At 52.4% G+C, this 24,984-nt stretch carries 24 protein-coding genes, 2 tRNA genes, 2 rRNA genes and 2 pseudogenes; 10 read left to right on the plus strand and 20 right to left on the minus strand.

Annotated features, from left to right (window positions below):
- Positions 1-79: 79 nt before the first annotated feature.
- From J4685_RS20255 to tssH, 10 genes and pseudogenes are all read right to left on the minus strand, one after another.
- Positions 80-463, minus strand: a complete 384-nt coding sequence (locus J4685_RS20255) for a type VI secretion system amidase immunity protein Tai4 (protein ID WP_000379146.1) — start codon at positions 461-463, stop codon at positions 80-82.
- Positions 448-933: a type VI secretion system amidase effector protein Tae4 gene (locus J4685_RS20260; protein ID WP_001081544.1), complete on the minus strand. Its 486-nt coding sequence runs from the start codon at positions 931-933 to the stop codon at positions 448-450. The genes J4685_RS20255 and J4685_RS20260 overlap by 16 nt, the downstream gene beginning before the upstream one ends.
- A gap of 42 nt (positions 934-975) precedes the next feature.
- A pseudogene (locus J4685_RS22700) lies at positions 976-1,160 on the minus strand (type VI secretion system lipoprotein TssJ); the annotation flags it as partial.
- Positions 1,161-1,226: 66 nt separating this feature from the next.
- On the minus strand, positions 1,227-1,712 hold the full coding sequence (locus J4685_RS20265) for an Hcp family type VI secretion system effector (protein ID WP_000312793.1): 486 nt from the start codon (positions 1,710-1,712) through the stop codon (positions 1,227-1,229).
- Between the two features lie 251 nt (positions 1,713-1,963).
- Entirely contained in the window at positions 1,964-2,410 is a 447-nt protein-coding gene (locus J4685_RS22705; protein WP_001573854.1) for an STY0301 family protein, read from the minus strand.
- A 12-nt stretch (positions 2,411-2,422) separates the two neighbouring features.
- A complete protein-coding gene (locus tag J4685_RS20275) occupies positions 2,423-2,809 on the minus strand; it encodes a BPSL0067 family protein (protein WP_000323515.1) in 387 nt (128 codons plus the stop codon).
- A gap of 66 nt (positions 2,810-2,875) precedes the next feature.
- Positions 2,876-4,384 carry a type VI secretion system contractile sheath large subunit gene (gene tssC, locus J4685_RS20280; protein WP_000013883.1) on the minus strand — a complete coding sequence of 503 codons (1,509 nt, stop codon included), beginning with the start codon at positions 4,382-4,384 and terminating at the stop codon, positions 2,876-2,878.
- Positions 4,385-4,407: 23 nt separating this feature from the next.
- Complete coding sequence (tssB, locus tag J4685_RS20285) at positions 4,408-4,950, minus strand: type VI secretion system contractile sheath small subunit (protein ID WP_000996812.1); 543 nt, start codon at positions 4,948-4,950, stop codon at positions 4,408-4,410.
- Between the two features lie 61 nt (positions 4,951-5,011).
- Entirely contained in the window at positions 5,012-5,302 is a 291-nt protein-coding gene (locus tag J4685_RS20290; protein ID WP_000175186.1) for a hypothetical protein, read from the minus strand.
- A gap of 85 nt (positions 5,303-5,387) precedes the next feature.
- On the minus strand, positions 5,388-8,051 hold the full coding sequence (gene tssH, locus J4685_RS20295; RefSeq protein ID WP_000449794.1) for a type VI secretion system ATPase TssH: 2,664 nt from the start codon (positions 8,049-8,051) through the stop codon (positions 5,388-5,390).
- Positions 8,052-8,418: 367 nt separating this feature from the next.
- Here tssH and tagK point away from each other — a divergent pair.
- The 6 genes and pseudogenes from tagK (at position 8,419) to J4685_RS20325 (ending at position 14,568) form a co-directional block, all read left to right on the plus strand.
- Positions 8,419-9,321: pseudogene (tagK, locus tag J4685_RS20300) on the plus strand (type VI secretion system-associated protein TagK).
- Positions 9,308-10,132, plus strand: coding sequence for a type VI secretion system accessory protein TagJ (locus tag J4685_RS20305; RefSeq protein WP_000750550.1), 825 nt, complete (start codon positions 9,308-9,310; stop codon positions 10,130-10,132). Before tagK ends, J4685_RS20305 begins: the two are co-directional and overlap by 14 nt.
- Positions 10,129-10,623: a type VI secretion system baseplate subunit TssE gene (gene tssE, locus J4685_RS20310; RefSeq protein WP_000108009.1), complete on the plus strand. Its 495-nt coding sequence runs from the start codon at positions 10,129-10,131 to the stop codon at positions 10,621-10,623. Before J4685_RS20305 ends, tssE begins: the two co-directional genes overlap by 4 nt.
- Before the next feature lie 15 nt (positions 10,624-10,638).
- Complete coding sequence (gene tssF, locus J4685_RS20315; RefSeq protein WP_000371505.1) at positions 10,639-12,522, plus strand: type VI secretion system baseplate subunit TssF; 1,884 nt, start codon at positions 10,639-10,641, stop codon at positions 12,520-12,522.
- Positions 12,519-13,514 (plus strand): type VI secretion system baseplate subunit TssG, encoded by a 996-nt coding sequence (tssG, locus tag J4685_RS20320; RefSeq protein WP_000145239.1) that lies wholly within the window; start codon positions 12,519-12,521, stop codon positions 13,512-13,514. The genes tssF and tssG overlap by 4 nt, the downstream gene beginning before the upstream one ends.
- A 10-nt stretch (positions 13,515-13,524) precedes the next feature.
- Entirely contained in the window at positions 13,525-14,568 is a 1,044-nt protein-coding gene (locus J4685_RS20325) for an ImpA family type VI secretion system protein (protein ID WP_000367632.1), read from the plus strand.
- Between the two features lie 320 nt (positions 14,569-14,888).
- Here the strand turns inward: J4685_RS20325 and J4685_RS20330 are convergent.
- Together J4685_RS20330 and dnaQ are read right to left on the minus strand one after the other, a co-directional pair.
- A tRNA-Asp gene (locus J4685_RS20330) sits at positions 14,889-14,965 on the minus strand.
- 133 nt (positions 14,966-15,098) lie between these two features.
- Positions 15,099-15,830 carry a DNA polymerase III subunit epsilon gene (gene dnaQ, locus J4685_RS20335; RefSeq protein ID WP_001670675.1) on the minus strand — a complete coding sequence of 244 codons (732 nt, stop codon included), beginning with the start codon at positions 15,828-15,830 and terminating at the stop codon, positions 15,099-15,101.
- A gap of 63 nt (positions 15,831-15,893) precedes the next feature.
- Between dnaQ and rnhA the strand changes: the two genes are divergently transcribed.
- Positions 15,894-16,361 carry a ribonuclease HI gene (rnhA, locus tag J4685_RS20340; protein ID WP_000917872.1) on the plus strand — a complete coding sequence of 156 codons (468 nt, stop codon included), beginning with the start codon at positions 15,894-15,896 and terminating at the stop codon, positions 16,359-16,361.
- On the opposite strand, the gene J4685_RS20345 is transcribed toward rnhA, so the two are convergent.
- Positions 16,358-17,080, minus strand: a complete 723-nt coding sequence (locus J4685_RS20345) for a class I SAM-dependent methyltransferase (RefSeq protein ID WP_000801242.1) — start codon at positions 17,078-17,080, stop codon at positions 16,358-16,360. The two genes, rnhA and J4685_RS20345, sit on opposite strands and share 4 nt — an antisense overlap.
- A 34-nt stretch (positions 17,081-17,114) precedes the next feature.
- Here J4685_RS20345 and gloB point away from each other — a divergent pair, with 34 nt between their 5' ends.
- Positions 17,115-17,870: a hydroxyacylglutathione hydrolase gene (gene gloB / locus J4685_RS20350; RefSeq protein ID WP_001052769.1), complete on the plus strand. Its 756-nt coding sequence runs from the start codon at positions 17,115-17,117 to the stop codon at positions 17,868-17,870.
- A 71-nt stretch (positions 17,871-17,941) separates the two neighbouring features.
- The gene (gene mltD / locus J4685_RS20355) at positions 17,942-19,309 is read left to right on the plus strand and encodes a murein transglycosylase D (protein WP_000644706.1); all 1,368 of its coding nucleotides are present in this window, start codon (positions 17,942-17,944) and stop codon (positions 19,307-19,309) included.
- 55 nt (positions 19,310-19,364) lie between these two features.
- On the opposite strand, the gene J4685_RS20360 is transcribed toward mltD, so the two are convergent.
- The 3 genes from J4685_RS20360 to J4685_RS20370 form a co-directional block, all read right to left on the minus strand.
- Positions 19,365-20,135, minus strand: coding sequence for a class I SAM-dependent methyltransferase (locus tag J4685_RS20360; RefSeq protein WP_000207237.1), 771 nt, complete (start codon positions 20,133-20,135; stop codon positions 19,365-19,367).
- A 77-nt stretch (positions 20,136-20,212) separates the two neighbouring features.
- Positions 20,213-21,013, minus strand: a complete 801-nt coding sequence (locus J4685_RS20365; protein ID WP_001230970.1) for an endonuclease/exonuclease/phosphatase family protein — start codon at positions 21,011-21,013, stop codon at positions 20,213-20,215.
- Between the two features lie 131 nt (positions 21,014-21,144).
- A complete protein-coding gene (locus J4685_RS20370) occupies positions 21,145-22,320 on the minus strand; it encodes an MFS transporter (RefSeq protein WP_001127560.1) in 1,176 nt (391 codons plus the stop codon).
- A gap of 104 nt (positions 22,321-22,424) precedes the next feature.
- On the opposite strand from J4685_RS20370, the gene yafC reads away from it, so the two are divergent.
- Complete coding sequence (gene yafC / locus J4685_RS20375) at positions 22,425-23,339, plus strand: DNA-binding transcriptional regulator YafC (RefSeq protein WP_000648518.1); 915 nt, start codon at positions 22,425-22,427, stop codon at positions 23,337-23,339.
- Positions 23,340-23,360: 21 nt separating this feature from the next.
- Here yafC and dkgB read toward each other — a convergent pair whose 3' ends face one another.
- The 4 genes from dkgB to J4685_RS20395 all read right to left on the minus strand — a co-directional run.
- Positions 23,361-24,164: a 2,5-didehydrogluconate reductase DkgB gene (gene dkgB, locus J4685_RS20380; RefSeq protein ID WP_000154860.1), complete on the minus strand. Its 804-nt coding sequence runs from the start codon at positions 24,162-24,164 to the stop codon at positions 23,361-23,363.
- Between the two features lie 164 nt (positions 24,165-24,328).
- A tRNA-Asp gene (locus J4685_RS20385) sits at positions 24,329-24,405 on the minus strand.
- Positions 24,406-24,596: 191 nt separating this feature from the next.
- Positions 24,597-24,712 (minus strand): 5S ribosomal RNA (gene rrf, locus J4685_RS20390).
- Positions 24,713-24,908: 196 nt separating this feature from the next.
- Positions 24,909-24,984 (minus strand): 23S ribosomal RNA (locus tag J4685_RS20395); the annotation flags it as partial.

Here is a 24,984-nt window from a genome sequence, read left to right on the forward strand (position 1 = left end):
TTAACTATTCCTGTACAGCTCTTTCTTACCCATAAATTCATCAGAGCAAGAGAACGTATGCTTTTAATATCTTTGAATTTTACTTCTCGACACGCCTTTTAATTAATTCATTTAATTCCCTGTCGTGGATAAAATCTATGCACTTCATGGTATTAAAATCTGATGATATCGAGCCGTTATATTTCAACCCTGAATATTTTTTCGCAATCTCATCAATTTCATGGTAAATCTCCACAGATTGTTTACCATATTCAAGGTAAGCACTGGCCGTAGCTCTGGCATCGTTTTTAACGACATCATCTTTGTATACTAATGCCAGACAATGACTCAGCGCCCAGTTTTTTAAGAGTTCCGACTGTGAATATTGTGTGGTCAATGCTTCTTGTGCAAAGGATGGCTGCCATACCAGCATTCCACTTATGCTGAAAGTAACTAATATTAACCATTTCACGGCAGTATCCACAGAGTCCCAACTTCAGGAACAAATGGTCCATTATCTGGGTCATTTAATAAGTGGCACTGATCTGAACAGATACTGCCATTCCATAATGTAACGTGTCCTCTGGCATTGCTCCAGCCATGCCCTTTTACTACGATAATTCCTTTCTTCCCTATAAAGTCACTCTGTTTCGGATTATTAACAATAAGATCGGGCTTGCCCATAGTATGAGTAAGATGATCAATCATATCATTCACTCGATAAATATAGAATTTATTATCGGCACCACTAACCTTTGCATACGGAGAGTTACGGGCTATTGGGAATCCTGTCGCATTCAAAACATAGCCCATTCGAATAGGGCAGGCATTTTGAAAATAACCACCAGTTATATTTTTCCCAACGTTTCCACCAATAATGCTACCCACATCAGCGACGGAATGATTCACCTTCCTAAAAGCTAGCCACGCTGCATTGAATGAAGGTCTGTTCATTTTACTTACCCTCTAAAAATTCTGTGTAGGTCATTAATTCTCAACACGTATCTTCATGGACGTCGCTTTCTTCTGATTGTCAGAATTCACCTTGTAAAACGCTTTCACGCTCAGGCCAGGCCGCTGCGATTAGGGGTCAGGTAGCGACTGCATCCGGAAAGCAGGAGCAGTGCAAAAGGCATAGCTACCGCACATAACCACCCAGTGGGGTTACGCCATTTATTCACTGTAAATTCCTTTAAAATCAAAACAATAAATCCGGCCAGATATAAATCTGGCCGGAAAAACAACCGTTAAATTTCTTTGTTGGCCTTGAAGTCGTAGCCTGCGGTGATGGTGCCGCCGCTGCCACCCTGCTGGTTCTGCACCACGTATTCCTGCTTCACGGTGCTGAAGGAGAGCTCAATCCGCTCGCGAGACGCGATTTCGCCTTCTCTGTTACCGCTAGGTGAAACGACCGCAACGATCAGATCGGTAAAGGTGTACTTGAGGTACTCCAACGGGTTGCCGCCAGCCTTACGCATAACCAGAATGGCCTGCGGAATGTGCTTACCGGAGGCACAGTATTTGAACAGATTCGGGCTGGCGCGATCGATATAATGCTCGAATTCCAGATTAGTGACAGAGACCTTACCGGAGCCGAGGCCACTACCGGCGTGCATGGTGGATTCCTGATGAATATTCCAGCGCCAGCCCAGTACTTCAATTTCATTTTTGTGTTTGTCATCCATTGACTCGCCGTCAATGCCGTCAATTTTCAAAAAAATGTCATAAGCCATTTTTATATCCTTGTTAAGTTTTACTTAAAATTAATCTGATTTTATCTACATCTTTGTTTATAGATAAATCATTGCCGTACAGAATTCCTCTCCAATAATTTCAGGACAACAGAAGACTGTATATTTTTCCGATACCGATAATGTATTTAGTTATTTTATGAGTTTGCATTATTTAATGCATATAAATAATGCCTCATAGCTTCCGATAATAAAAACCATAATCTGTACTGAAATTTTCACGTTTCAAATTGCTAATTACAGATAAAAGATACAGACTGGTCTTCTGGCGACCCCTCAAAATCACGGGTCTTACAGCGAGTAGAAGAAGCAGGTATTGGTTGCGCCAACCATATCTGTTCATGACCATAAATGCACGAAACCCAATAGCGATCGGTTTCTTTATCGCTAACACGTTCTGTTTCCCATACAGACCAATTTTCACCGTTTACTTTTTTAGTCTCTGGTTTGAGATCCATCAGGTTTTCAGGTTTACCCTGCGTTACCCCAATACTACTTAACCATAAACGCGACATATATCGAGGAGAAAGCTGCCACGGCGCTGGGACATCAGACTTCAGGCTCACAGCAGAAGACTGAGTATCAATAACAGCCGGACAACTGACTTCCCAGGCTACAGCATATTGTGAAAAGAGCAGAACAATACCAGGTAACAGATGAAAAGTTGAGCTTATGGTCATAATATGTATTTCCTACTCAATAATATAAAAAGCTTCGGCATTGTTACTGGCATCCGGATATGTGCCATCACTACGTATCCCACCTTTACGAGAAAGTGAGCGGGACGAGATTTTTTTCTTCTTTTTCCACTGATCCATAACATAAATATAGTTAGAATCCTGTTCAAGATAGAAAGCCGCATGTTTATGCACAGCGTCACCAGTTGGGTATTTACCATTAACAAAAGTTGCGATTGCTGTCCCCCTGGGGATCGACTTATCCCCAAAAACCTTTCGCCCTTGCTTCCAGGTTCCTGTAACCCCCAAATGTGCATATTGCTTGACTAAAGTCACACACTCCCCATCACCGACCTGATCTTTCCCTTGCAACGAATCAACCAAACCGTAAATATATGCCATATATCCCTCTTTATATTCTCTATCTTCTCTGACTTCACTCGCTTAAACATTCACAAAATAAATGCATCAGGCATTGCCCTGCTTCACTGACGGCAGTTTTGTCACCAGGCGCAGCGATCCCGTCAGCCCTTCAAGCTGGAAATGCGGACGCAGGAAGAATTTCGCGTCGTAATAACCTGGATTGCCTTCCACCTCTTCCACCACTACTTCAGCGGCAGCCAGCGGACGACGGGCTTTAGTTTCTTGCGAGGAGTTCACCGGATCGGCGTCGACGTAATTCATAATCCATTCATTTAGCCAGCGCTGTATATCCTCACGCTCTTTAAAGGAACCGATTTTGTCGCGGACGATACATTTGAGGAAGTGAGCGAAGCGCGAGCAGGCGAACAGGTACGGCAGACGGGCGGACAGGTTGGCGTTGGCCGTCGCGTCCGGATCGTAGTATTCCTGTGGTTTTTGCAGCGATTGTGCGCCGATAAAGGCGGCATAGTCTGAGTTTTTACGGTGGATCAACGGGATAAAACCGTTTTTCGCCAGTTCAGCCTCGCGGCGGTCAGAGATGGCGATTTCGGTCGGGCATTTCATGTCCACGCCGCCATCGTCAGTCGGGAAGGTATGGCAGGGAAGATTTTCCACCGCACCGCCTGATTCCACACCGCGAATCAACGTACACCAGCCGTAGTGTTTGAAGGAACGGTTGATGTTTACGCCCATCGCGTAGGCCGCGTTGCTCCAGACGTATTTGGTATGGTCAGAACCATCCGCATCTTCTTCAAAATCAAACTCGTCCACCGGGTTGGTTTTTGCGCCATACGGCAGGCGGGCAAGAAAACGCGGCATCGTCAGGCCAATATAACGGGAGTCTTCGCTAGCCCGCAGCGAGTTCCACGGCGCATATTCCAGGTTCTGGGTGACGATTTTGGTCAGGTCGCGGGGATTCGCCAGCTCCTGCCAGGAGTCCATTTGCAGTACCGAGGGGGAAGCCCCGGCAATAAACGGCGCATGGGCCGACGCGGCGACTTTGGCGATAGAGCCAAGCAGATCCACATCGGGCGGTGTATGGTCGAAGTAGTAATCCGCAATGATACAGCCATAAGGTTCGCCACCTAACTGGCCGTATTCGGCTTCATACAGTTTCTTGAACATCGGGCTTTGATCCCAGGCGATGCCCTTGTAACGCTTCATGTTGCGCCGCAATTCATCTTTTGACAGATTCATGAAGCGGATTTTCAGCTTTTCGTCGGTCTCGGTGTTGTAAACCAAATGCTCCATACCGCGCCACGAGGATTCCAGCTTCTGCCAGTCGGGATGTTGCAGGATCAGTTTGATCTGTTCGGTCAGTTTAAAGTCGATCTGCGCAATAATAGCGCTGATGCTTTTATAAGCGTCATCGCTGACTGTGATCGTGTTCGCCAGCGCCTGTTGCGCCAGCGTCTGCACCGCGGCTTCCACGGCTTTTGCCGCCTGGGTAGTCTTGGGTCGGAAGGCCTGATTCAGCAACGCATCAAATTCACCGGATGCGGAGACGGTATCCTGAGCAACCGCGTCGGTTGCCTGCATATTACTGTTTGCCATGAAAATTCCTTAAAAATTCGACGTTATTCCGCTGATTCATTATCCGCTGACACATCTTGCTGGGTAGCGGCCGATTTCGGCGCATTCGCCAGCGTTTTCAGCAGAGTCGGGTCCTGCAACAGTTTATTGACCAGATTTTCCGCCCCCGCCTTGCCATCCATGTAGGTCTGGAGGTTCGCCAGTTGAGTGCGGGCTTCCAGTAACTGGTTCAGGGCGTCCACCTTGCGGGCAATCTGTGCCGGCGAAAAGTCGTCCATATTTTCCAGCGTGATATCGACCATCAACTGACCTTCACCCGTCAGCGTATTCGGCACGGCGAACGCCACGCGCGGCGCAATGGCTTTCATACGCTCATTGAAGTTATCAATATCAATATCGAGGAATTTGCGATCCGTCACCGGCGGCAGTTCTTCACGCGGTTTCCCGGCCAGATCGGCCAGCACCGCCATCACGAACGGCAGCTCGATTTTTTTCTCAGAGCCGTAAATCTCTACGTCATATTCAATCTGCACGCACGGCGCGCGGTTGCGCGCGATGAATTTCTGCGCACTATTGTTGATAGCCATACTCTTTCATTTCCTTATCAATCTACCGACGACCGCCCGGACAGCGGTGCAACGGCACAGTTTAAAAATCATACTCAGAGAGTTTTTTTATAATCTCTTTGTTTTGTTTGTACTTTTCCCGTAACCCAGGAAGTGCTTTTTTCGCCGGAGGACACCAGGTATTAATGCCTTTTTCTATGTCTTTTTTATCCTCTTCCGGTAAAGAACTATCCCATTCGCCGGCCAGATGCTGGCACATCTCTGCATTGCTCAGAAAATGCTGCACATCCTGTGGTAAAGGCGGTTCGCCATGAACACTGAAAGCGAACATCATTAGCAAAGGGGTCAATAACACCGGGTCACGTAATGTCATATTTAATGCCCATCAATTGACCAGTGAGGTTTATCTGTATTTCCGCCGACAAACTTAGTCACGCCATAAACCCACTGCGCACCACTTAACTCTTTTGGCATATTCCCTCCTGCGAGGTTGTCTCAAAAACAATCTGCTCATCACCATTAACGCCGATATCAATCTGCCTGATAGCAGCTTTTTCCGTCATGGCCTGCAACCAGTAGCGCGACAGTCGTGGCAGAATGTGCTGTTCGATGTAGCTAATCAGCAACCGCGCGCCCGTTTCATGCATTGGGCAACACGCCACAATATGTGCGACCAGTTCCTCGCTATACATCAGCGTCACGCCGTGCTGTTCACCCATCCGCGTCACCAGCCGGTCAAGATGCAGACGGGCAATCACGCCACGCGACGTTTCATCCAGCAGCAGGTAAGGGATCACCGTCACGCGGCCCAGAAATGCCGCCGGGAAATGCTTGCGCAATTCCGGCATTAGCGCCTCTTTAAGCCCCGTAGCATCGGGCATTAAGGCCGGATCTTCACACATCTGGCTGATGAGGTCGGAACCCACGTTGGTGGTGAGTAATAGCGTGGTGTTTTTGAAATCGACATGTGTTCCCTCACCGTCCTCCATCCCGCCCTTGTCAAACACCTGATAGAAGAGTTCATGGACGTCATGGTGCGCTTTTTCGATCTCGTCGAGCAGCACTACGCTCCAGGGGTGGCGACGCACCGCTTCCGTCAGCACACCACCCTCGCCATAGCCCACATAGCCGGGGGGCGCGCCTTTCAGCGTGGAAACGGTGTGAGCCTCCTGGAACTCGCTCATATTGATGGTAATCAGGTTCTGCTCACCGCCGTAGATAGCCTCCGCCAGCGCCAGCGCGGTTTCGGTTTTACCGACACCGGACGGCCCGGCCAGCATAAACACGCCCACCGGTTTGCGTGGATCGCCCAGTCCCGCCCTGGCGGTCTGAATACGTTCACCAATCTGCGCCAGCGCGCCGTCTTGCCCGGTAACGCGTTGCGCCAGTCGGGCAGGCAGTTCCAGCACCTGGCTGGCCTCATCTTTCACCATGCGCCCGGCAGGAATACCGGTCCAGTCGGCGACAATCGCCGCGACCACCGCCGCGCTGACTTCCGGGAACACCACCGGCGCGTCACCCTGCCACTCCCTTAGCGCCGTTTCGGCCTGTTGCAGCGTGGTTTTGTCATCAGCATCTGGCTCTACGAGACGCAGTTCCTGCAACGTATGTACCAGTTCCAGCTCCCGCTGCCAGCGGGATTCGGATGCAGTCAGTTCATCGTTGAGCGAGAAAATTCGCGCCGTCAGCGCATCGCGCCGCTCATCTGACTGAATCCCCATTTTTTCCTGCTTCTGCAACAGCGACCGTTCCATTTCCGCCGCTTTTAGCTGCTGGCGCAGGAACTGTACGCTGGCAGGCGGCGTGTGCAGCGTCAGCGCCACGCGGGCCGCGGCGGTATCCAGCAGGCTGATAGCCTTATCCGGCAACTGCCGGGCGGGAATGTAGCGGTGAGAAAGCTGTACCGCCGCACGTACCGCCTCATCCAGAATCAGTACGTTATGGTGTTTTTCCAGCGTATCCACCAGACCACGCACCATTTCCATTGCGGGGATCTCTTCCGGTTCGGCAATCTGCAACACCTGAAAACGACGGGTCAGCGCCGGATCTTTCTCAATATGGCGCTTGTATTCGCTCCAGGTGGTGGCGCCGATAGTCCGCAGGGTGCCGCGCGCCAGCGCCGGTTTCAGCAGGTTAGCGGCATCGCCCGTGCCGGATGCGCCGCCCGCGCCCACCAGAGTGTGGACTTCATCGACAAACAGAATAACCGGCTGCGGCGAGCGCCCGGCCTCTTCCAGTAACCCTTTCAGACGCGATTCAAACTCGCCTTTCATGCTGGCTCCGGCCAACAGAGCGCCAACGTCCAGCGCCAGTAGCCGTACTTCCCGCAGCGCGGGCGGCACTTCCCCCTGCGCAATCGCGAGGGCAAAACCTTCGACGACCGCCGTCTTTCCGACGCCCGCCTCACCAGTCAGTAGGGGATTATTCTGGCGACGGCGCAGCAGAATATCCGTCATGGTGCGGATTTCATGCTCACGCCCCGTCACCGGGTCGATTTTGCCGTCGCGCGCCTGTGCCGTCATGTCCTGACAGTATTTCGCCAGCGCGGATTTACCGTCCTGCCCGCCGTTGGGAATCGCCTGACTGTTTTCGCCGGGAATGGCTGATGCCAGGCCGGAGCCGTCGTAAGGACGCTCCTGCGCTTCCGGCGATGTTTCGATCAACGAGGGCAGTATTTCCGTCAGTTCATCAACCGGAAGCGTGGCCAGCGGCGCGCAGATACTGCTCAGTACCCGACGCAGTTCTGGCGTGGTCAACAAGGCCAGCAGCAACCAGCCACTGCGAATTTTGTTATCGCCGTAACGGACGCTCGCCAGCATCCATGCCTTTTCAACGCTGAGATCGATATGGTGAGAAAAATCACTGATGGCGCTGGCCCCGGCGGGCAGCATATCCAGTTGCCGGAGTAACACTTTCTCCACATCAGAAAGAGGGATTTGGTAATGCCGAAGAACGTGGAGAATATCGTTATCGGGCTGCTGTGTTAACTGGTGCAGCCAGTGAGTCAGCTCAACCCAGGGATTAGAGCGTAGTTTGCAAAATGCCGTTGCCGATTCCAGCGACCGGAATAGTGGGCCGGCCAGTTTTCCATACAACGCACTGCGTGAAACAGGAGTTTCCATGTGTTATGCCTTGTGACATAAAAATTCATAAAAATAATGCATCAATGCACATAAATATATAAACAATTCTTTATTGATAGCCTCAAAAAAATATCGAAACAAAACAATGATACAGATCAGGGACCAATTAGCAACCAAGCCGTTAATATTAAATAATCAATGAACAGCAAGATAAAAATCGCAATTTAAGAATTAAAAGAAATAATATTTCAAAAAAGACATCTATGCATACAACAATGCATTCACGACGAAAATAATAAAAAGGGTGTCATCAATAATGACCCCCTATGAATTTAGTTAAAATTATTTATGAATTAAAACTCCCTAAACGTTTCCTCCAGAAAAATAAATACATTTAAGGGACATAATGAAACAAGACATGTGGGAATTACGGAAAATACAGTCGCAGGGTATAACGGATAACGCACAGTATCCCGCAGGGACATACATCGTATTTACTGCCGCCGCCCCCTACATTCCGCTTTTTGAGCAACATGGGAAAGACGATATCGCGCTCAGTCTTGTTCGCCACGAAGAGGCGTGGTGGATTGTTAATCACTCTGATGAACTGTGCTGTGCCGTCAATGAGCAGGTGATGGAACCTCATCACCGTATGCGGCTGAATGATGGAGATACGATTGAATGGGGTCTGTCATCCTGGTGCCTTGCCCGCACCAATGATGAGTCCCGTCCCGATGTTTCGTTTCCTCAGTTGGTTCAGTCATCTGAATCCGTTGCTGAGTACCTGGATCTGGACTGGTTTAAACAACAACAGCTCAATCCGCAGAACCCGTTCGATATTATTCCCGTCCGGGAAACCGCGTCCTCTTACACCGGCCATGAAGCGGATAGCACGCTACACTAGCTTTACCAAGAATATCAGCAGGCATTGCGGCCCTCCGGGCAGGAAAAGCCCCTCCGTGCTAAACCGTTTCCCCGAAATGAAGACGCTGTCACCCAGGATTTGACGTCGTTATACGATAAAAAGGGCGACACCGACACGTTACAGGATATGGTGGCAGGCGCGCCCGGTATTGATGCCATTCTGGATACGCTGGACACGACCGGTGAGGGTGAAATGCACTGGCTGGCGATGGAATCAATGCCCGATATCCTGCAACTGCTCTCACCGGAACTGGCGGGGAAAACCGCACATAGCGAGATACTGCCCGATCTGACCCGCCGCGAGCATCGTATTATTGGCATCGATAGCCACTACCGAATCACTCCGACACAGAAAAATGGAAATACCGCCCATGAAAAAAACTGACACGCTTCCTGCTACCCTGTCCGCGCTGCTACAGGAATACTCTATTGCGGAGGGGATTCAGATGGCGGAGCAGCAGGTTCGGGAAAATCCGGCGAAGGCGCTCTGCCGCCATAGCCTGTTTCAGTTGCTGTGTGTGGCCGGAGACTGGTCGCGGGCGCTGCACCAGCTTCAGCTATGCACCAGGATGGAGGCCAATTATACCCAGGAGGCCCGGCTGTACCGGGAGCTGGTTCGCTGCGAAATGTTCCGCCACACCGTTTTTCAGGGTGAACAACGACCCGGTTTTCTTCTGCCGCAGCCCGTTTGGGTGGAGTCACTGCTGGCGGCACTCGCCTGTCATGACGATACCGGCGAGGTTGATAAACACCGTAATACCGCACTGGAAGCCATAACAGATACTGGCGGACAGTGGAACGGCGGCGCATTTGACTGGGCGAGCGACAGCGATTCCCGCCTTGGCCCGGTACTTGAGCTGGTCACCGGCGGCGTGTATATCTGGCTGCCGTTTTCGCAAATACGCTCGCTGGAATCGCCGCAACCGACGCGCCTGACCGATCTGCTGTGGAAACCCGTTAATATCACCCTGGTGAATGGCGATACGCACGGTGCCTGGCTCTTTACCCGTTACAGCGGTTCGGAAAGTGCATCTGACGCCCTGCGTCTGTGCCGGGAAACCGCCTGGCAGGATGGCCCCGGCGAAACCACCGTGCGGGCGCTGGGGCAGAAAGTGTGGCTGACCAGCCACGGCGATATCAGCCTGCTGGACATGGCCCATTGTACCTTTCATGCTCAGGAAAACGATGGCGCATGAGCACGTCTCGTTTTACACCCGCTAACCACCTGCTGCCCACCCTATTTGATCGGCTGTGTGACAATGCTCCGTATCAGAAAATTGACCGGGATATCAGCGTCACGCCGGTACAACTGAAGGAGATCATTCGTCGGGATCTCTCCTTTTTGCTCAATACCATTAGCCACGAGAGTGACATCGACGCCCGGCGCTATCCGCAGGCGGCGGCGTCAGTGCTCAACTATGGCCTGCCGCCGCTGGCGGGCAGCTTTATGTATGAGCACAAGTGGGACGATATCAGCGAGGCGATCCGGCGCGCCATTATCCGTTTCGAACCCCGGCTGAACGCCGCCACACTCAGGGTCACGCCCTTGCTCGATAAAACCCGGCAGGGTAGCTATAACACGCTACAGTTTGAAATTCGCGGACAAATTCTGACGCAGCCGTATCCCACGGAGTTTCTGGTACGCAGCGCGCTGGATATGGAGCTGAGCCGCATTACGTTCTTTTAATACAGGGCATTATTCATGGATCCACGGCTACTGGAGTATTACAACCGCGAACTGAGCTACCTGCGGGAGACCGGTGCTGAGTTCGCCACCCTCCATCCCAAAATTGCCGCCCGGCTGGGGATGCAGGGAACCGATATTGCCGACCCGTATGTGGAACGCATGATCGAGGCGTTCAGCTTTCTGAGCGCCCGCACTCAGCTAAAAATTGACGCCGAGTTTCCCCGCTTCACACAGCGGTTACTGGAAGTCGTCAGCCCCAATTACGTCACCCCCACGCCATCGATGGCAGTGGTAAAGCTGTATCCCGATACGCAGGAAGGCGACCTGGCGAAAGGGGTCACCGTGCCGCGCGATACCGCGTTCGTTTCCCCCATCCCGGAAGGCGAAAATACCGCCTGCCAGTTTCGCAGCAGCCAGGACGTCACGCTGTGGCCGCTGTCCATCGAGGAGGTACGCCTGACCGCCGCGCCGCCGGATATGCCCGCCCTGCACCGCTATCTGCCGCCTAATATTCATGTCGCCGGGGCATTGCGCATCACCCTGCGAACCTTCGGGGAACTGACTTTCAGCGAGCTGGCCGGTCCGGCACGGCTGCCCTTTTACCTCTGCGGCGAAGAACGCATTGCGTCACACCTGTTTGAGCTGCTGCATACCAGCGCCGTCGCCACACTGGCCGGTGAACCCGGTCACTTTGACGGCGAACTGAATGTGAATCTTCAACACCCGGTGGCGCACGAAGGGCTGGAGCCAGGGCAGGGGCTGCTGCCGCTCGCCTGGAACGTGTTTCATGGGCATAATCTGCTGCATGAATTTTTCGCCTGTCCGGAACGGTTTTACTTCTTCACCCCGACCGGATTGTCTGCCGGTCTACAAAAGGTGCAGGGCAATGTGGCGGAAATTGTTATACTGCTTAACCGCCTGCCGCCGGACTGGCTGATTCATCAGACGGACGCCGCACAGTTCAGCCTGTTCTGTACGCCGGTGATCAACCTGTTTCCCCGCACCACCACCCGGATTGAAGTCACTCACAGCGTGACGGAACAGCATCTGGTGGTGGATCGTACCCGTCCGCTGGATTACGAGGTGTTTTCTGTTCAGGAAGTCGAAGGCCTGGAAGCGGAAACCACACGGAAGATGATTTTTCGTCCGCTGTATCACACCCGTAATAATGACGAAGGCAACCACGGGCGTTATTTTTCACTGCGTCGTGAGCCGCGCCGCTCGTCAGAAAACGCCCGCCGCTATGGCACCCGAACCCCCTATACCGGCTCGGAAGTCTTCCTCTCGCTGGTTGATCAGCATGAAGCGCCCTACCCGGAAAATCTGCGCCATATCACCGTCACGGCAATGGCGACTAACCGCGATCTGCCCTGCCTTATTCCACGTAATGGCCGGGATGATCTGACCGTAGATGCGGCGATTCCGGTGGCGGGCGTGGGTCTTATCAGACCGCCGCGCCCGCCGCAGCCGCCGCTGGCTGAACGCGAAATGGCCTGGCGGCTGATCCGGCAGTTGTCGTTTAATTATCTGCCGCTGGCCGATCTGGATCACCGTACCGGCGGTCAGGCGCTGCGCGATCTGCTGAATCTGTTTATTCCGGCTCACGACAGCCCGCAGTCGCGCCAGGTGCGCAGCCTGATTGGCTGCAAAACCACCCCGGTAACCCGCCGCCTGCCCGGCTCCGGCCTGTTGGTCTATGGCCGGGGCGTCAGTTGCGAACTGACCGTGGACGAAGAAGGATTTTCCGGTATCAGTCCTTACCTGTTCGGTCTGGTGCTGGAACACTATATTGCCCGCCATGTTTCCATTAATACCTTCTCGCAGATGACGCTGCACTCGATGCAACGCGGGCATGTCATGACCTGGCTGGTCAGAACCGGGCAACGGGGGAGCGTATGACCGGCGCTCTCGACCAGGCGCAGAAAACCCCCTGGCGTTACGGATTCCTGAACCTGATGCGGCGCGTGGATGCCCAGCTCTGTGATACTCCGGCAGGCAGTATCTGGCAGCCACGGATGGAAAAATTCCGTCTGGGACAGACGCCGACGATGACCTTTGCACCACGGGAAATCGCCCAGGTCAGCTGGCAGGATGGACGCCTGCACCTGAGCCTGTACAGCCTCGGACTATGGGGGCCAAACGGCCCGTTGCCGCTGCACTATACCGAGCTGGCGCTAAACCGCTCAGAGAGTCGTCACGATCCGACGCTGGTTCATTTTTCCAATATTTTTCACCACCGCTGGCTGACGCAGTTCTGGCAGGCATGGCGCAGCGCCCAGTCCGCTGGTGGCGGGCTGGACAAACCGGAACACGACCGTTTTGCGTTTTATATCGCCAGTCTCAGCGGGCAGGATCTACGGGAAAGCGCCGAAAGCCCGCTGTCAGATCATGTTCGCCTGGCAGCCTCCGCCCATCTGGTACGCGAGTCGCGCAATCCTGACGGGCTGGCCGCCACGCTGGCGCACTATTTTAGCGTACCTTTTGCGGTGAAAGAGTTCGCCCTACACTGGATAACGGTGGCGAACGATGAAATCACCCGTCTGGGCACGCCCGCGCAGTCTTCGGTGCTGGGCAACGGGGCGCTTATCGGCCAGGCCGTACCGGATATGCAGTACAAATTCCGGCTAATTATCGGCCCGCTCACGCTGGAGGATTACCTGCGTTTTCTGCCCGGCGGCAACAATCTGCCCGTGCTGACAGAACTGGTGCGTACGTTCATTGGTTTTGAATATTGCTGGGAAATTGAGCTGCAGTTGAAGCCTCATGCCGCACCGCCTGCGGTGATCGGCGGCGCGCAGCGGCTTGGCTGGACGGCCTGGGCAGGTAAAGCCATGCATGACCGTCCGGTGACCGGCATGATTTTTGAACCTGAACACGGCTTAACCCACTGAGAGTAATGATATGGATATGTCCCTGACTAAACCGGTAAGCGCGGAACAACCCTGCGGCCCCGATCCGGAGTACCTGCTGCTGTTCAGCCGCGCCGCCCCCCAGGCGGAGGCGCAATATGGTGATTTTGTCAGTACGCCGGAAGCCGTGAACTGGCCGGAAATTGAGCGTGATGCGCGCCGTCTGCTCACGCGCAGTAAGGATATCCGGGTGTTGATCCTGCTGCTGCGCAGTCGCATCCAGCAGGCTGGCGCACAGGGACTGGCGGAAATGCTCATGCAACTGGCAGAACTGAGCGTAATCTGGTCTGATGCACTCCATCCGCAGCTGCTTACCGGCGAAGGCGCATCCGCAGAGTCTATTGAAGATGCGGCGCTGGCGCGCAGTAATGCCCTGGCGGCGCTGCTGGATCACGAAGGCGTGATGGCAGACATTCGCGGTATCACGCTGTCAAACAGTGCCGCCCTGCGCCTGCAGGTACGGGATGTCGAGCGCGCGTTATCCGCTCCCCGCCCGGCTGATGCGCTGGCCCCCGAATCCGTCCGCCAGCAACTGGCCGACCTCGAAGCCCGTGGGGCATTACCGCTGGCGGCGTTTCGCGAAGCGCAGGAAAGCGCAGAACGCCTGCAAGTGTGGGCGCGTGAGACATTAGGCGATCTGGCTCCAGATTTTTCACGCCTGCGGCAGTTGTTAGCGCTGCTGCCTGACGTGGTACAGACAACCACACCGGAAATCCCTCCGTCGCCAGCGCCAGTGCCAGACCCCGCAGGCACGGTTATGGATAATGCCGTTCCGGCACGGGCAGAGGATGTGCCGCCTGTCAACGCGCCACCCGGTATATCCCTCCCACACAATGCTGAACCGGGGCCAATTCGCGATCGTAATGATGCGCTGGAACGCCTGCGGTGCATTCGTCGCTGGTTTGAGAGCAGTGAACCCAGCAGCCCGACCATCCCACTGTTATGTCAGGCTGAAAGACTGGTGGGAAAACGGTTCTCGGAGGTGATCAATGAGATCCCGGTGGAGTTGCTGGAGAAGTGGGATGCCCTGGAGTGATGATGCGCATGTCTGGCGGTTCTCCGTGATTATCTGAGTGACATCAACATTACTCAGTCTGCTTCTGCGCTGAACATGTCCCGATCCCGGTTAAGCACCGCCATGAGGCCGCGCCTTAAATGTCAGTGGGACAAAATAACCATGACAGTGAAAGAAGTGGCGGTAATATCCTGTTCGTCATCCAGGCGTAGGCCCATTTGCGCCAGATTCCACGATAGACGGTGGAACTTCTTGAAGACGAAAAAAAACCGTATCCCTTTTACAGTGATACGGTTTTTTTTACTTCACAGGATGTATAAAAACACCCTGAGATTTGTATCTGGCGGAACGGACGGGACTCGAACCCGCGACCCCCTGCGTGACAGGCAGGTATTCTAACCAACTGAACTACCGCTCCGTGATGTTCCCGCTGGGAACGAGGCGAATATTACGGTTTGCGGTGTCGCCCGTCAACGCTTTTTCTCACCTTTTGAATCAGTTGCTGCAAAAATCGCCCGAAGGATGATTTTTATAGCCTAAAAAGGAATAAATTACGCCCGCCAAAGGCAACTTCCGCCCTTTTTCTGCACCAGATCAAGCCGCGATTCATGCGCAGCCAGCTCTTCCTCAGAGGCAAAAACGACCCGTAACCGGCTGGCCTGGCGAACGATTCGCTGAATGGTCGCTTCACCTTGCTGCCGTTGCGTCTCTCCTTCCATCGCAAACGTCATGGACGTTTGTCCGCCCGTCATCGCCAGATACACTTCGGCAAGGATCTGGGCATCGAGCAATGCGCCGTGCAAAGTACGTTTGCTATTATCTATCTCATAACGCGAACACAGCGCATCAAGGCTGTTACGCTTGCCGGGGAACATTTTCCGCGCCAACGCCAGGCTATCGGTAACTTTGCAGAAAGTATTGGTTTTAGGAATATCGCGTTTAAGCAGACCAAACTCATAATCCATAAAGCCGATATCGAACGATGCGTTATGGATGACCAGCTCCGCGCCGCGGATATAATCAAGAAACTCATCGACCACATCAGCAAAAACCGGCTTATCCAGCAGAAACTCATCGGCAATACCGTGTACGCCAAACGCCTCCGGATCCACCAGCCGATCCGGCTTCAGGTAAACATGAAAATTGTTGCCGGTCAGACGACGGTTTATCACCTCAACCGCACCGATCTCAATAATCTTGTGACCTTCATAGTGCGCGCCTATCTGGTTCATACCGGTGGTTTCGGTATCGAGGACAATCTGTCGTGTAATTGCAGTGCTCATATCGGTCATTTATGTCAGACTTGCGTTTTGTTATCGATTTCAATTACAGGAAGTCTACCAGAGATGCTTAAACAGGTAGAAATTTTCACCGATGGCTCTTGCCTGGGGAATCCAGGGCCTGGTGGTTATGGCGCTATCTTACGCTATCGCGGTCATGAAAAAACGTTTAGTGAAGGTTACACGCTGACCACCAATAACCGTATGGAACTGATGGCGGCGATCGTCGCGCTTGAAGCGTTAAAAGAACATTGCGAAGTGACATTGAGCACCGACAGCCAATATGTGCGGCAAGGAATTACCCAATGGATTCATAACTGGAAGAAACGCGGCTGGAAAACAGCGGAAAAGAAACCCGTAAAAAATGTCGATCTGTGGAAACGTCTCGATGCTGCGTTAGGTCAGCATCAGATCAAATGGGTATGGGTCAAAGGCCATGCAGGCCATCCCGAAAACGAGCGTTGTGATGAACTGGCGCGCGCCGCGGCAATGAACCCCACGCAGGAAGATAGTGGCTACCAGGCGGAGGCTTAGCCATCCGGTTTGCGATATTGCCGGGTGGCGCCAACGGTCTGGCGGATAGGGGTTTTACTTTTATTATGTCGCAGCGGATTAAGCGTAAGCGGGATGGTCCGCTTACGGGCCACAATAAGCTGTAAACAGCCCAGCGCCGGGATATGCGTATTTAAAAGCCGCCCCCCCTGCTTTTTCCAGGGTAAGACATGAAAACGGCTATAATGTAGCACTTCAAAATTGAGTAAAGACAGCCAGTCCAGTTGCCGCATAAGGGTAAACATCCGACTATTATAGGGCGGTGTTTTACGTAAAACGGGTACCAGTTTACGTAACCCCATCAAACTCAGCGGGTTAAATCCACTGATGACCAGCCAACCGTCATCAATCAATACGCGGTCGGCTTCCCGCAATAAACGGTGCGGGTCGGTACACCACGGCAAAGTATGCGCCAGCAGACAAACATCGACGGATTTATCCGCAAAAGGAAGGTGTAGCGGATCGGCCAGAACCTGCATCGGTGAGCCCTGCGATGAAACATTCACCTGATGGGAGACCGCGCACGCTTCGGAATTGATTTCTGCGCTTAAATTACCGATTTTAAGCAAATGGAAACCATACATTTTTGCAAGCCACGGATTTAGCTGCTGTTCCAGCGCCTCACGGTAGTAATTGCCCCAGGGCAACTCACCCCAACATCCGGGCGCAACGACAGTTTGAGAGAGCCTTGCCGGTTTCATCGCAACCTTCCGCTAATTATTTGAGAGGTAATATATGAATCTTAACAGTATTCCCGCGTTTCAGGACAATTACATCTGGGTGCTGACCAATGATGAAGGCCGCTGTGTGATTGTTGATCCCGGCGAAGCGGCCCCCGTCTTAAAGGCCATTGCTGAACATAAGTGGATGCCGGAGGCGATTTTTCTGACGCATCACCATCACGACCATGTTGGCGGAGTCAAAGAGCTGTTGCAACACTTCCCGCAAATGACGGTTTATGGACCGGCGGAAACGCAAGACAAGGGAGCAACCCATCTTGTTGACGATGGCGATACTATTCGCGTTTTAGGCGAGAAATTTACTCTTTTTGCCACGCCGGGCCACACGTTAGGACACGTCTGTTACTTTAGCCACCCTTACTTATTCTGCGGCGACACGCTGTTTTCTGGCGGCTGTGGTCGACTGTTTGAAGGCACGCCATCACAGATGTATCAGTCACTTATGAAAATTAACTCTCTGCCTGACGACACGCTCATTTGCTGCGCTCACGAATACACTTTAGCTAACATTAAGTTCGCATTGAGCATACTTCCGCACGATTCGTTCATAAATGAATATTATCGTAAAGTTAAAGAGTTACGTGTAAAAAAACAAATGACATTACCCGTTATTCTTAAAAATGAGCGTAAGATTAATCTTTTTTTAAGAACTGAAGATATTGATTTAATTAACGAAATAAACAAAGAAACAATATTGCAACAACCAGAAGCGCGTTTTGCATGGTTAAGGTCAAAGAAAGACACGTTCTGATAATTCTTACTTGTCATTCGCTAACTTCGCCGTTATGATCGGTCGTCTTTTAAGCAACTATTGACACACACATGAAGGCAAAAGCGATATTACTCGCCTCTGTCCTGCTTGTGGGGTGCCAGACGTCTCAGAACACTGGCAACGTCCAACAGCACGCACAGAGCCTTTCTGCAGCTGGTCAAGGGGAAGCAGGAAAGTTTACGAGTCAGGCACGATGGATGGACGACGGAACGTCTATCGCGCCAGATCAGGACTTGTGGGCTTTCATTGGCGACGAGCTAAAGATGGGAATTCCGGAAAACAGCCGGATTCGCGAACAGAAACAGAAGTATTTACGCAATAAGAGCTATCTCCACGATGTAACTTTACGGGCAGAGCCGTATATGTACTGGATAGCGGGGCAGGTTAAGAAACGTAACATGCCTATGGAGCTGGTACTACTACCCATAGTGGAGAGCGCTTTTGATCCTCACGCAACGTCTGGCGCCAATGCCGCAGGCATCTGGCAGATCATACCGAGCACAGGGCGCAATTATGGTTTAAAGCAGACCCGTAATTATGACGCGCGTCGCGATGTTGTAGCCTCTACGACCGCCGCGTTAGACATGATGCAGCGTCTGAACAAAATGTTTGACGGCGACTGGCTGTTAACCGTTGCAGCGTATAACAGCGGCGAAGGCCGTGTTATGCGGGCAATTAAAGCAAACAAAGCGCGTGGAAAACCGACGGATTTCTGGTCGCTTTCTTTGCCCAGAGAAACAAAACTCTACGTACCTAAGATGCTGGCATTGAGTGAAATTCTCAAAAACAGCAAACGCTACGGCGTACGTCTGCCAACAACAGATGAAAGCCGAGCGCTGGCACGAGTTCGTTTAAACAGTCCAGTTGAAATGGCCCAGGTTGCGGATATGGCGGGCATGTCTATCAGCAAGCTGAAGACGTTTAATGCCGGTGTAAAAGGGTCTACCTTAGGCGTAAGCGGTCCGCAATATGTTATGGTGCCCAAAAAGCATGCCGAACAGTTGCGTGAGTCGCTGGCTTCCGGTGAGATTGACGCCGTTCAGTCCCAACTGATCGCCGACAATACGCCGTTGAATAGCCGTAGCTATAAGGTGCGATCTGGCGATACGCTTTCCGGTATTGCTTCGCGGCTTGGCGTAAGCACGAAGGACTTGCAGCAGTGGAACAACCTGCGTGGTTCGCGCCTGAAAATCGGGCAAAGCCTGACCGTAGGCGCTGGCAGCAGCGCACAACGACTGGCAAACAATAGCGATAGCATTACCTATCGTGTCCGTAAAGGCGATTCGCTTTCCAGTATCGCCAGACGTCACGGGGTAAATATCAAAGATGTGATGCGCTGGAACCATGATACGGATAATCTACAACCGGGCGATCAGCTTACGTTGTTTGTGAAGGACAATAGCACGCCAGACTCCTGATATTGTCCGACGAAAAAGCCAAAAGGCGCCGCTTCCCCCGGCGCCTTTTAAATTGCTATACCGCTTTATGCGCTTCCAGCATGATAGTATCGCTGCTAAACGAGCCGTCATCCTGCAACTCAAAATAACGCTTCACCTCTACCGGGGCACTCGCCTGATATAATCGAATCGCCTCAACCAACGGCGCTGGCGTACGCATCCGCGTTACCCATGAGCGAAACTCCAGCGATAAACGATCGGTTATCACGGTATTCGTTACCAGCATCGCGTTATTGACCATCGTCAGCCATTCGCCACTGGAATAGTTACGGACATGCGACGTGTCGCGTAACGCCTCCACCGTTTGCAGCCAGATATCGCGTACAGGATGTCCAGGCGACATGACATCCATGATAATCAGCACGCCGCCGGGTTTTAATACACGATAAACCTCACGCAATGCCTGACCAACGTCGTGCCAGTGATGCGCGGAATAGCGGCTAATCACCACCTCAAACGATGCATCTTCAAAGGGCAGTTTTTCGGCATAGCCTTGGCGGAGAGTAATATTACTTAAATGTCTTTCTTCCGCCGCTCCAGCGACAACCTCAAGCATGCTGGCGGATAAATCGTATGCCACGACCGAGTTGGCATGTTGCGCAGCGACAAAACTCGCGTGTCCAGCTCCACATCCCATATCCAGTACGTTCGCGTGGGAAAAATCAGACAGCCTTTGCGCCAGCCGCGCTAAGTCACGACCCGATGCGTGAACGGCGCTATGTAAATAGGCGTTCGCCTGTGAACCAAACTGCTTTTCAACATTGTCATGGTGGGAATGCGTTGTCATGGTAGTGCCCTTCTGTTATGAGAAAAGTAAAGGGCAGCACCCGCAGAGGCCTGCCCCACGGCAGACCTGACGCACCTTTATTGCTCAGGTTTGCCGGGACTGAATTCAACGAGTAGCGGATTGTGATCGGAAGCGCGCGTCACCAGTACGGAGGCTTCATTCACGTTTAAACCACGATAAAAAACAAAATCCAGCGGTCGTCCAAACGCACGACGGCGCTGATCGTCAGTGAAACGCACCTGGCGCAGCGACATCTCACGTGCAAAGCGGTACAACGCATTCATACGTGGGCGGCTCCAGGCATTAAAATCACCCGCCATAATGACAGGGCCGCTATGGTGCGCAATCTGGTCGCCGATCGGAAGTAACTGCTTACTGTATACGTCCACGCCCAGACTAAAATTTACCGCATGAACATTTACTACCATTAATAAACGGGTATCCGGCAAGGGATATACCGTCACCAGGGCTGATTTCGCCAAACGTAAAATTGGTTCTCTTTCCCGTAAAGGGCAGCAGTAAACAGGATGGGCGGCAGAAAGCGTCATGACGCCAGACGGATGCTGAGGTAATACAAAAGCGGGAACCTGGTCGGCGGCAAGATAGTTAGCGGTGGCAAACTGTACCAGTTCAGGCGTCGTCTGTGCCTCCTGCAACAGGACCAGATGCGCATCTTTGCCGTAGTTCTTCAGCACCGATAACCATTCGGCTCGCTGCTGCTTGAATATATTCCACACGAGGATACGGATCCGCTCTTCACTGCTTAGCGGTTCCCCGGCGGGCAATGCCTGGCCAATGCTCGCAAACGACCCTGGCGGCAAAATCCGCTCGGCGGGCTGTCCGGCAACATAGCGCATCGCATAGGTGTTTTTTCGCACTTTTGACTTTCAAACCTCTGTAACGTCAACCAGTCCTCAACCGGACTGGTTCTTCTGTTATAGGGATTTTAGCACTCACTTTCAACGAACAATTGCAGTTTGTTTTGTAAGTAGGCGCTTACATCAATAATTTACTCCAGAGCAATGCGTACAGGTTTATCAAGACGTCCGCTGACACCCATCAGCAGGAAAGCCACCAGAACAATGAGGGCGCCAATCCACGGCGTCTGCGCCAAACCGTAATGCTCCACCGTTTGCCCGCCAATCACGGAGCCCAGCGCAATACCAATGTTAAACGCCGCAATGTTCAGACCTGACGCCACATCTACCGCATTAGGCGTGAATTGTTCCGCTTTCTGTACCACGTAGACCTGCAACCCCGGTACGTTACCGAAGGCAAAGACCCCCATCACTAGGATGGTAGCCAGCGCGGCATACTGCGTGGAGGCCGTCACCTGGAAGACCATAAGCAGAACAAACAGCGCGGCGAAAATGAATTTCAGCGCCGGCACGGCACCATGCTTATCCGCCAGTTTACCGCCCCAGATATTGCCGATAGCCACAGATACGCCATAACCCAGTAGGATCCAGCTTACTGCTGCCGGGGAGAATCCCGCCAGATCCTGCATCATCGGCGCCAGGAAGGTGAATGCCGTGAATACCCCGCCGTAGCCAAGCGCCGTAACGGCGTAAATCAGCAACAGACGAGGATGAGCCAGTACTTTCACCTGGTCACGAATGCTGGCGGCCGCCCGACCGGGAATGTTGGCCGGGATCAGCAGTTGACTGCTCATCAGCGCAATCACACCTAACAGTGATACCGCAAGGAAGGTCTCACGCCAGCCAAAATGCTGACCGATAAATGTTCCCAGCGGCACGCCCGTGACCAGAGCTACCGTTAAACCACCAAACATAATAGCGATCGCAGAAGCCGCTTTCTCTTTTGGCACCAGACTTGTCGCGATGGTAGATCCAATCGAGAAGAACACGCCGTGCGCCAGGCCCGTCAGCAGACGGGCGACGATTAATGTCATATAGCCCGGTGCCTGCCATGCCAGCAAATTCCCCGCCGTAAACAAGACCATCAGCGCGACCAGTAACTGTTTACGCGGCAGGCGTCCGGTCAGCGCGGTTAGCACCGGCGCGCCAATAGCCACACCCAGCGCATAGATTGAAACCAGCATTCCGGCGGAAGGTAACGAGATAGCCAGTTGTTGAGCAATGGTCGGCACCAGGCCGACAATCACAAACTCAGTCGTACCGATAACGAAAGCACTTATTGTCAGTGCAAATAAAGCGAGAGGCATACATAACTCCATAACAGCAGTAATCAGATGACACGCAGTATGCCTGGATGTTTTAATGACAAAAATAGCCAAAATATCAATTTAATTTTGCTTCAGGAGCAAAGATGAAAGCCACCTCCGAAGAACTTGCAATTTTTGTCGCTGTCGTGGAAAGCGGCAGCTTCAGCCGGGCGGCAGAGCAGCTTGGACAGGCCAATTCCGCTGTCAGCCGGGCAGTTAAAAAGCTGGAGATGAAGCTCGGCGTCAGTCTACTTAATCGTACGACCCGGCAACTGAGCCTGGCTGAAGAAGGAGAGCGATACTTCAGGCGCGTGCAGCAGATACTACAAGAAATGGCCGCCGCAGAAACGGAAATCATGGAGTCGCGTAATACCCCGCGCGGCTTACTGCGTATCGATGCGGCAACGCCGGTAATGCTGCATTTCCTGATGCCGCTGATTAAACATTTTCGTGAACGGTATCCGGAAATAACGTTGTCTCTTGTCTCCTCAGAAACGTTCATCAATCTTATTGAACGAAAAGTGGATGTTGCGATACGCGCAGGCACGTTGACAGATTCAAGTCTGCGCGCGCGTCCGTTATTTACCAGTTATCGTAAGATTATCGCCTCACCGGATTATATTGCCCGTTTTGGCAAGCCAGAGACCGTTGAAGAGTTAAAACGGCATCTGTGCCTGGGGTTCTCAGAACCTGTTTCGCTCAATACCTGGCCGATTGCCTGTAGCGACGGGCAGCTCCATGAGATCAAATGTGGGATTTCTTCCAATAGCGGGGAAACGTTAAAACAACTTTGCCTGAACGGTAACGGCATTGCATGTCTTTCAGATTATATGATTGATAAAGAGATCGCGCGGGGAGAACTGGTGGAACCGCTGGCCGATAAACGTCTGCCGGTAGAAATGCCTTTCAGCGCCGTTTACTACAGCGATCGCGCCGTCAGCACACGCATTCGGGCATTTATCGACTTTTTGAGCGAATATATAAGAACAGCCCCCGCAGGAGCTGTGAAAGAGGGGTAAAGGGTATAAAGGGTCAGGCAATTAATCCCACTCAGGGGCCAAACCTTCCGGACTAACCAGGCGGTCGTTGCAGTCCAGTGCCGCGATCGCTGCTCTATCTTCGGCATCCAGATGCAGTTCCAGTGCCAGCAGGTTGCTTGCCAGGTTTTCACGCCTGGTGGATGAAGGGATCACCGAGTAACCTTCACCCATAGCCCATGCCAGAATAACCTGCGCCGGGGTCGCATTATGTTTAGCCGCAATGCGTGCAATCACTTCATCTTTCAGCGCCTTACCGTATGCCAGCGTCATGTAAGAGGTGATATGGATACCGTGCGCTTTCGCCCAGTCAACCACCTTACGACTCTGCAGATACGGAGATAGCTCAATCTGGTTGGTGGCGATATGGTCTGCGCCCACCGCGGCAATAGCCTTTTCCATCAACGGAATGGTGAAGTTTGAAATGCCAATTTCGCGAGTCAGCCCTTGTTTTTTAGCTTCCAGCAATGCCTGCATAAATTCTTCGACAGGCACGGCATCACCCGGAGATGGCCAGTGGATCAGCGTCAGATCGACATAATCGGTACGCAGTTTTTTCAGGCTCTCTTTCAGGCTTGGGATTAGCTTGTCTTTGCTAAGATTTTCAATCCAGATCTTGGTGGTGATGTACAGCTCATTACGCGGTACGCCGCTCTCAGCAATCGCCTGTCCAACAGCCGCTTCATTATCATAGATTTGCGCAGTGTCGACAGCACAGTAGCCTAGTTCAAGCGCCGTTTTAACAGAAGCGATAACCACGTCGTCTTTCAGGCGAAAAGTACCTAAACCGAATGCAGGGATAGTCATAGAATTCCTCTTTTTAATCACTATGTTCGTTAACTGAGGGGATTATGACCTTCAGCGCTTTGCAGAAAAAGAGCGAGAAATGCAGAGGATTTTTGCGAATTGAGCAATAATTAAATGACATGCAAAGAAAAAGCCCTGAGCTAATGCTCAGGGCTCTTAATAAGTGGCGGAACGGACGGGACTCGAACCCGCGACCCCCTGCGTGACAGGCAGGTATTCTAACCAACTGAACTACCGCTCCACCGAATTCTTTTACAACCACTGATTTTTACATCAGTTTACTGCTTAATTTGATGCCTGGCAGTTTATGAATCACTTCGTGATTCACCCTTCGGGCCGTTGCTTCGCAACGTTCAAAAGCTTTCGCTTTTGTCCTACTCTCTGTCGAGTAGTGAACTGCCCCGAAAGTTAATGCCATACTTCTAATTTGATGCCTGGCAGTTCCCTACTCTCGCATGGGGAGACCCCACACTACCATCGGCGCTACGGCGTTTCACTTCTGAGTTCGGCATGGGGTCAGGTGGGACCACCGCGCTAGTGCCGCCAGGCAAATTCTGTTGCCAGAAACGAATCTTTTACACCGATGCTGCGTTGGCTGCATTCGTAAAGTCAGTCACATACTTCTGTATGCTTCTTCCTTTCCTTCATTTGCCGCCTTGCCTCAGCGTAAAATCTTTCGTTCCCGAAAATCCGGAATCAGTGCTGAAAATCGTCTCTCATCCGCCAAAACATCTTCGGCGTTGTAAGGTTAAGCCTCACGGTTCATTAGTACCGGTTAGCTCAACGCATCGCTGCGCTTACACACCCGGCCTATCAACGT

Source organism: Salmonella sp. 32100201201700099SM, from assembly GCF_017572645.1.
In the GTDB taxonomy this organism is placed as follows: Bacteria; Pseudomonadota; Gammaproteobacteria; order Enterobacterales; family Enterobacteriaceae; genus Salmonella; species Salmonella enterica.

Bases quoted from the DNA above. Each gene is read 5' to 3' on its own strand.
- J4685_RS20265 (WP_000312793.1), bottom strand. From the start codon at position 1,712: ATGGCTTATGACATTTTTTTGAAAATTGACGGCATTGACGGCGAGTCA.
- J4685_RS20305 (WP_000750550.1), top strand. From the start codon at position 9,308: ATGAAAAAAACTGACACGCTTCCTGCTACCCTGTCCGCGCTGCTACAG.
- tssH (WP_000449794.1), bottom strand. From the start codon at position 8,051: ATGGAAACTCCTGTTTCACGCAGTGCGTTGTATGGAAAACTGGCCGGC.
- J4685_RS20275 (WP_000323515.1), bottom strand. From the start codon at position 2,809: ATGGCATATATTTACGGTTTGGTTGATTCGTTGCAAGGGAAAGATCAG.
- J4685_RS20345 (WP_000801242.1), bottom strand. From the start codon at position 17,080: ATGAAACCGGCAAGGCTCTCTCAAACTGTCGTTGCGCCCGGATGTTGG.
- J4685_RS20370 (WP_001127560.1), bottom strand. From the start codon at position 22,320: ATGCCTCTCGCTTTATTTGCACTGACAATAAGTGCTTTCGTTATCGGT.
- tssE (WP_000108009.1), top strand. From the start codon at position 10,129: ATGAGCACGTCTCGTTTTACACCCGCTAACCACCTGCTGCCCACCCTA.
- tssB (WP_000996812.1), bottom strand. From the start codon at position 4,950: ATGGCTATCAACAATAGTGCGCAGAAATTCATCGCGCGCAACCGCGCG.
- yafC (WP_000648518.1), top strand. From the start codon at position 22,425: ATGAAAGCCACCTCCGAAGAACTTGCAATTTTTGTCGCTGTCGTGGAA.
- J4685_RS20360 (WP_000207237.1), bottom strand. From the start codon at position 20,135: ATGACAACGCATTCCCACCATGACAATGTTGAAAAGCAGTTTGGTTCA.
- tssG (WP_000145239.1), top strand. From the start codon at position 12,519: ATGACCGGCGCTCTCGACCAGGCGCAGAAAACCCCCTGGCGTTACGGA.
- gloB (WP_001052769.1), top strand. From the start codon at position 17,115: ATGAATCTTAACAGTATTCCCGCGTTTCAGGACAATTACATCTGGGTG.
- J4685_RS20260 (WP_001081544.1), bottom strand. From the start codon at position 933: ATGAACAGACCTTCATTCAATGCAGCGTGGCTAGCTTTTAGGAAGGTG.
- dkgB (WP_000154860.1), bottom strand. From the start codon at position 24,164: ATGACTATCCCTGCATTCGGTTTAGGTACTTTTCGCCTGAAAGACGAC.
- dnaQ (WP_001670675.1), bottom strand. From the start codon at position 15,830: ATGAGCACTGCAATTACACGACAGATTGTCCTCGATACCGAAACCACC.
- J4685_RS20290 (WP_000175186.1), bottom strand. From the start codon at position 5,302: ATGACATTACGTGACCCGGTGTTATTGACCCCTTTGCTAATGATGTTC.
- J4685_RS22705 (WP_001573854.1), bottom strand. From the start codon at position 2,410: ATGACCATAAGCTCAACTTTTCATCTGTTACCTGGTATTGTTCTGCTC.
- tssC (WP_000013883.1), bottom strand. From the start codon at position 4,384: ATGGCAAACAGTAATATGCAGGCAACCGACGCGGTTGCTCAGGATACC.
- mltD (WP_000644706.1), top strand. From the start codon at position 17,942: ATGAAGGCAAAAGCGATATTACTCGCCTCTGTCCTGCTTGTGGGGTGC.
- rnhA (WP_000917872.1), top strand. From the start codon at position 15,894: ATGCTTAAACAGGTAGAAATTTTCACCGATGGCTCTTGCCTGGGGAAT.
- tssF (WP_000371505.1), top strand. From the start codon at position 10,639: ATGGATCCACGGCTACTGGAGTATTACAACCGCGAACTGAGCTACCTG.
- J4685_RS20325 (WP_000367632.1), top strand. From the start codon at position 13,525: ATGGATATGTCCCTGACTAAACCGGTAAGCGCGGAACAACCCTGCGGC.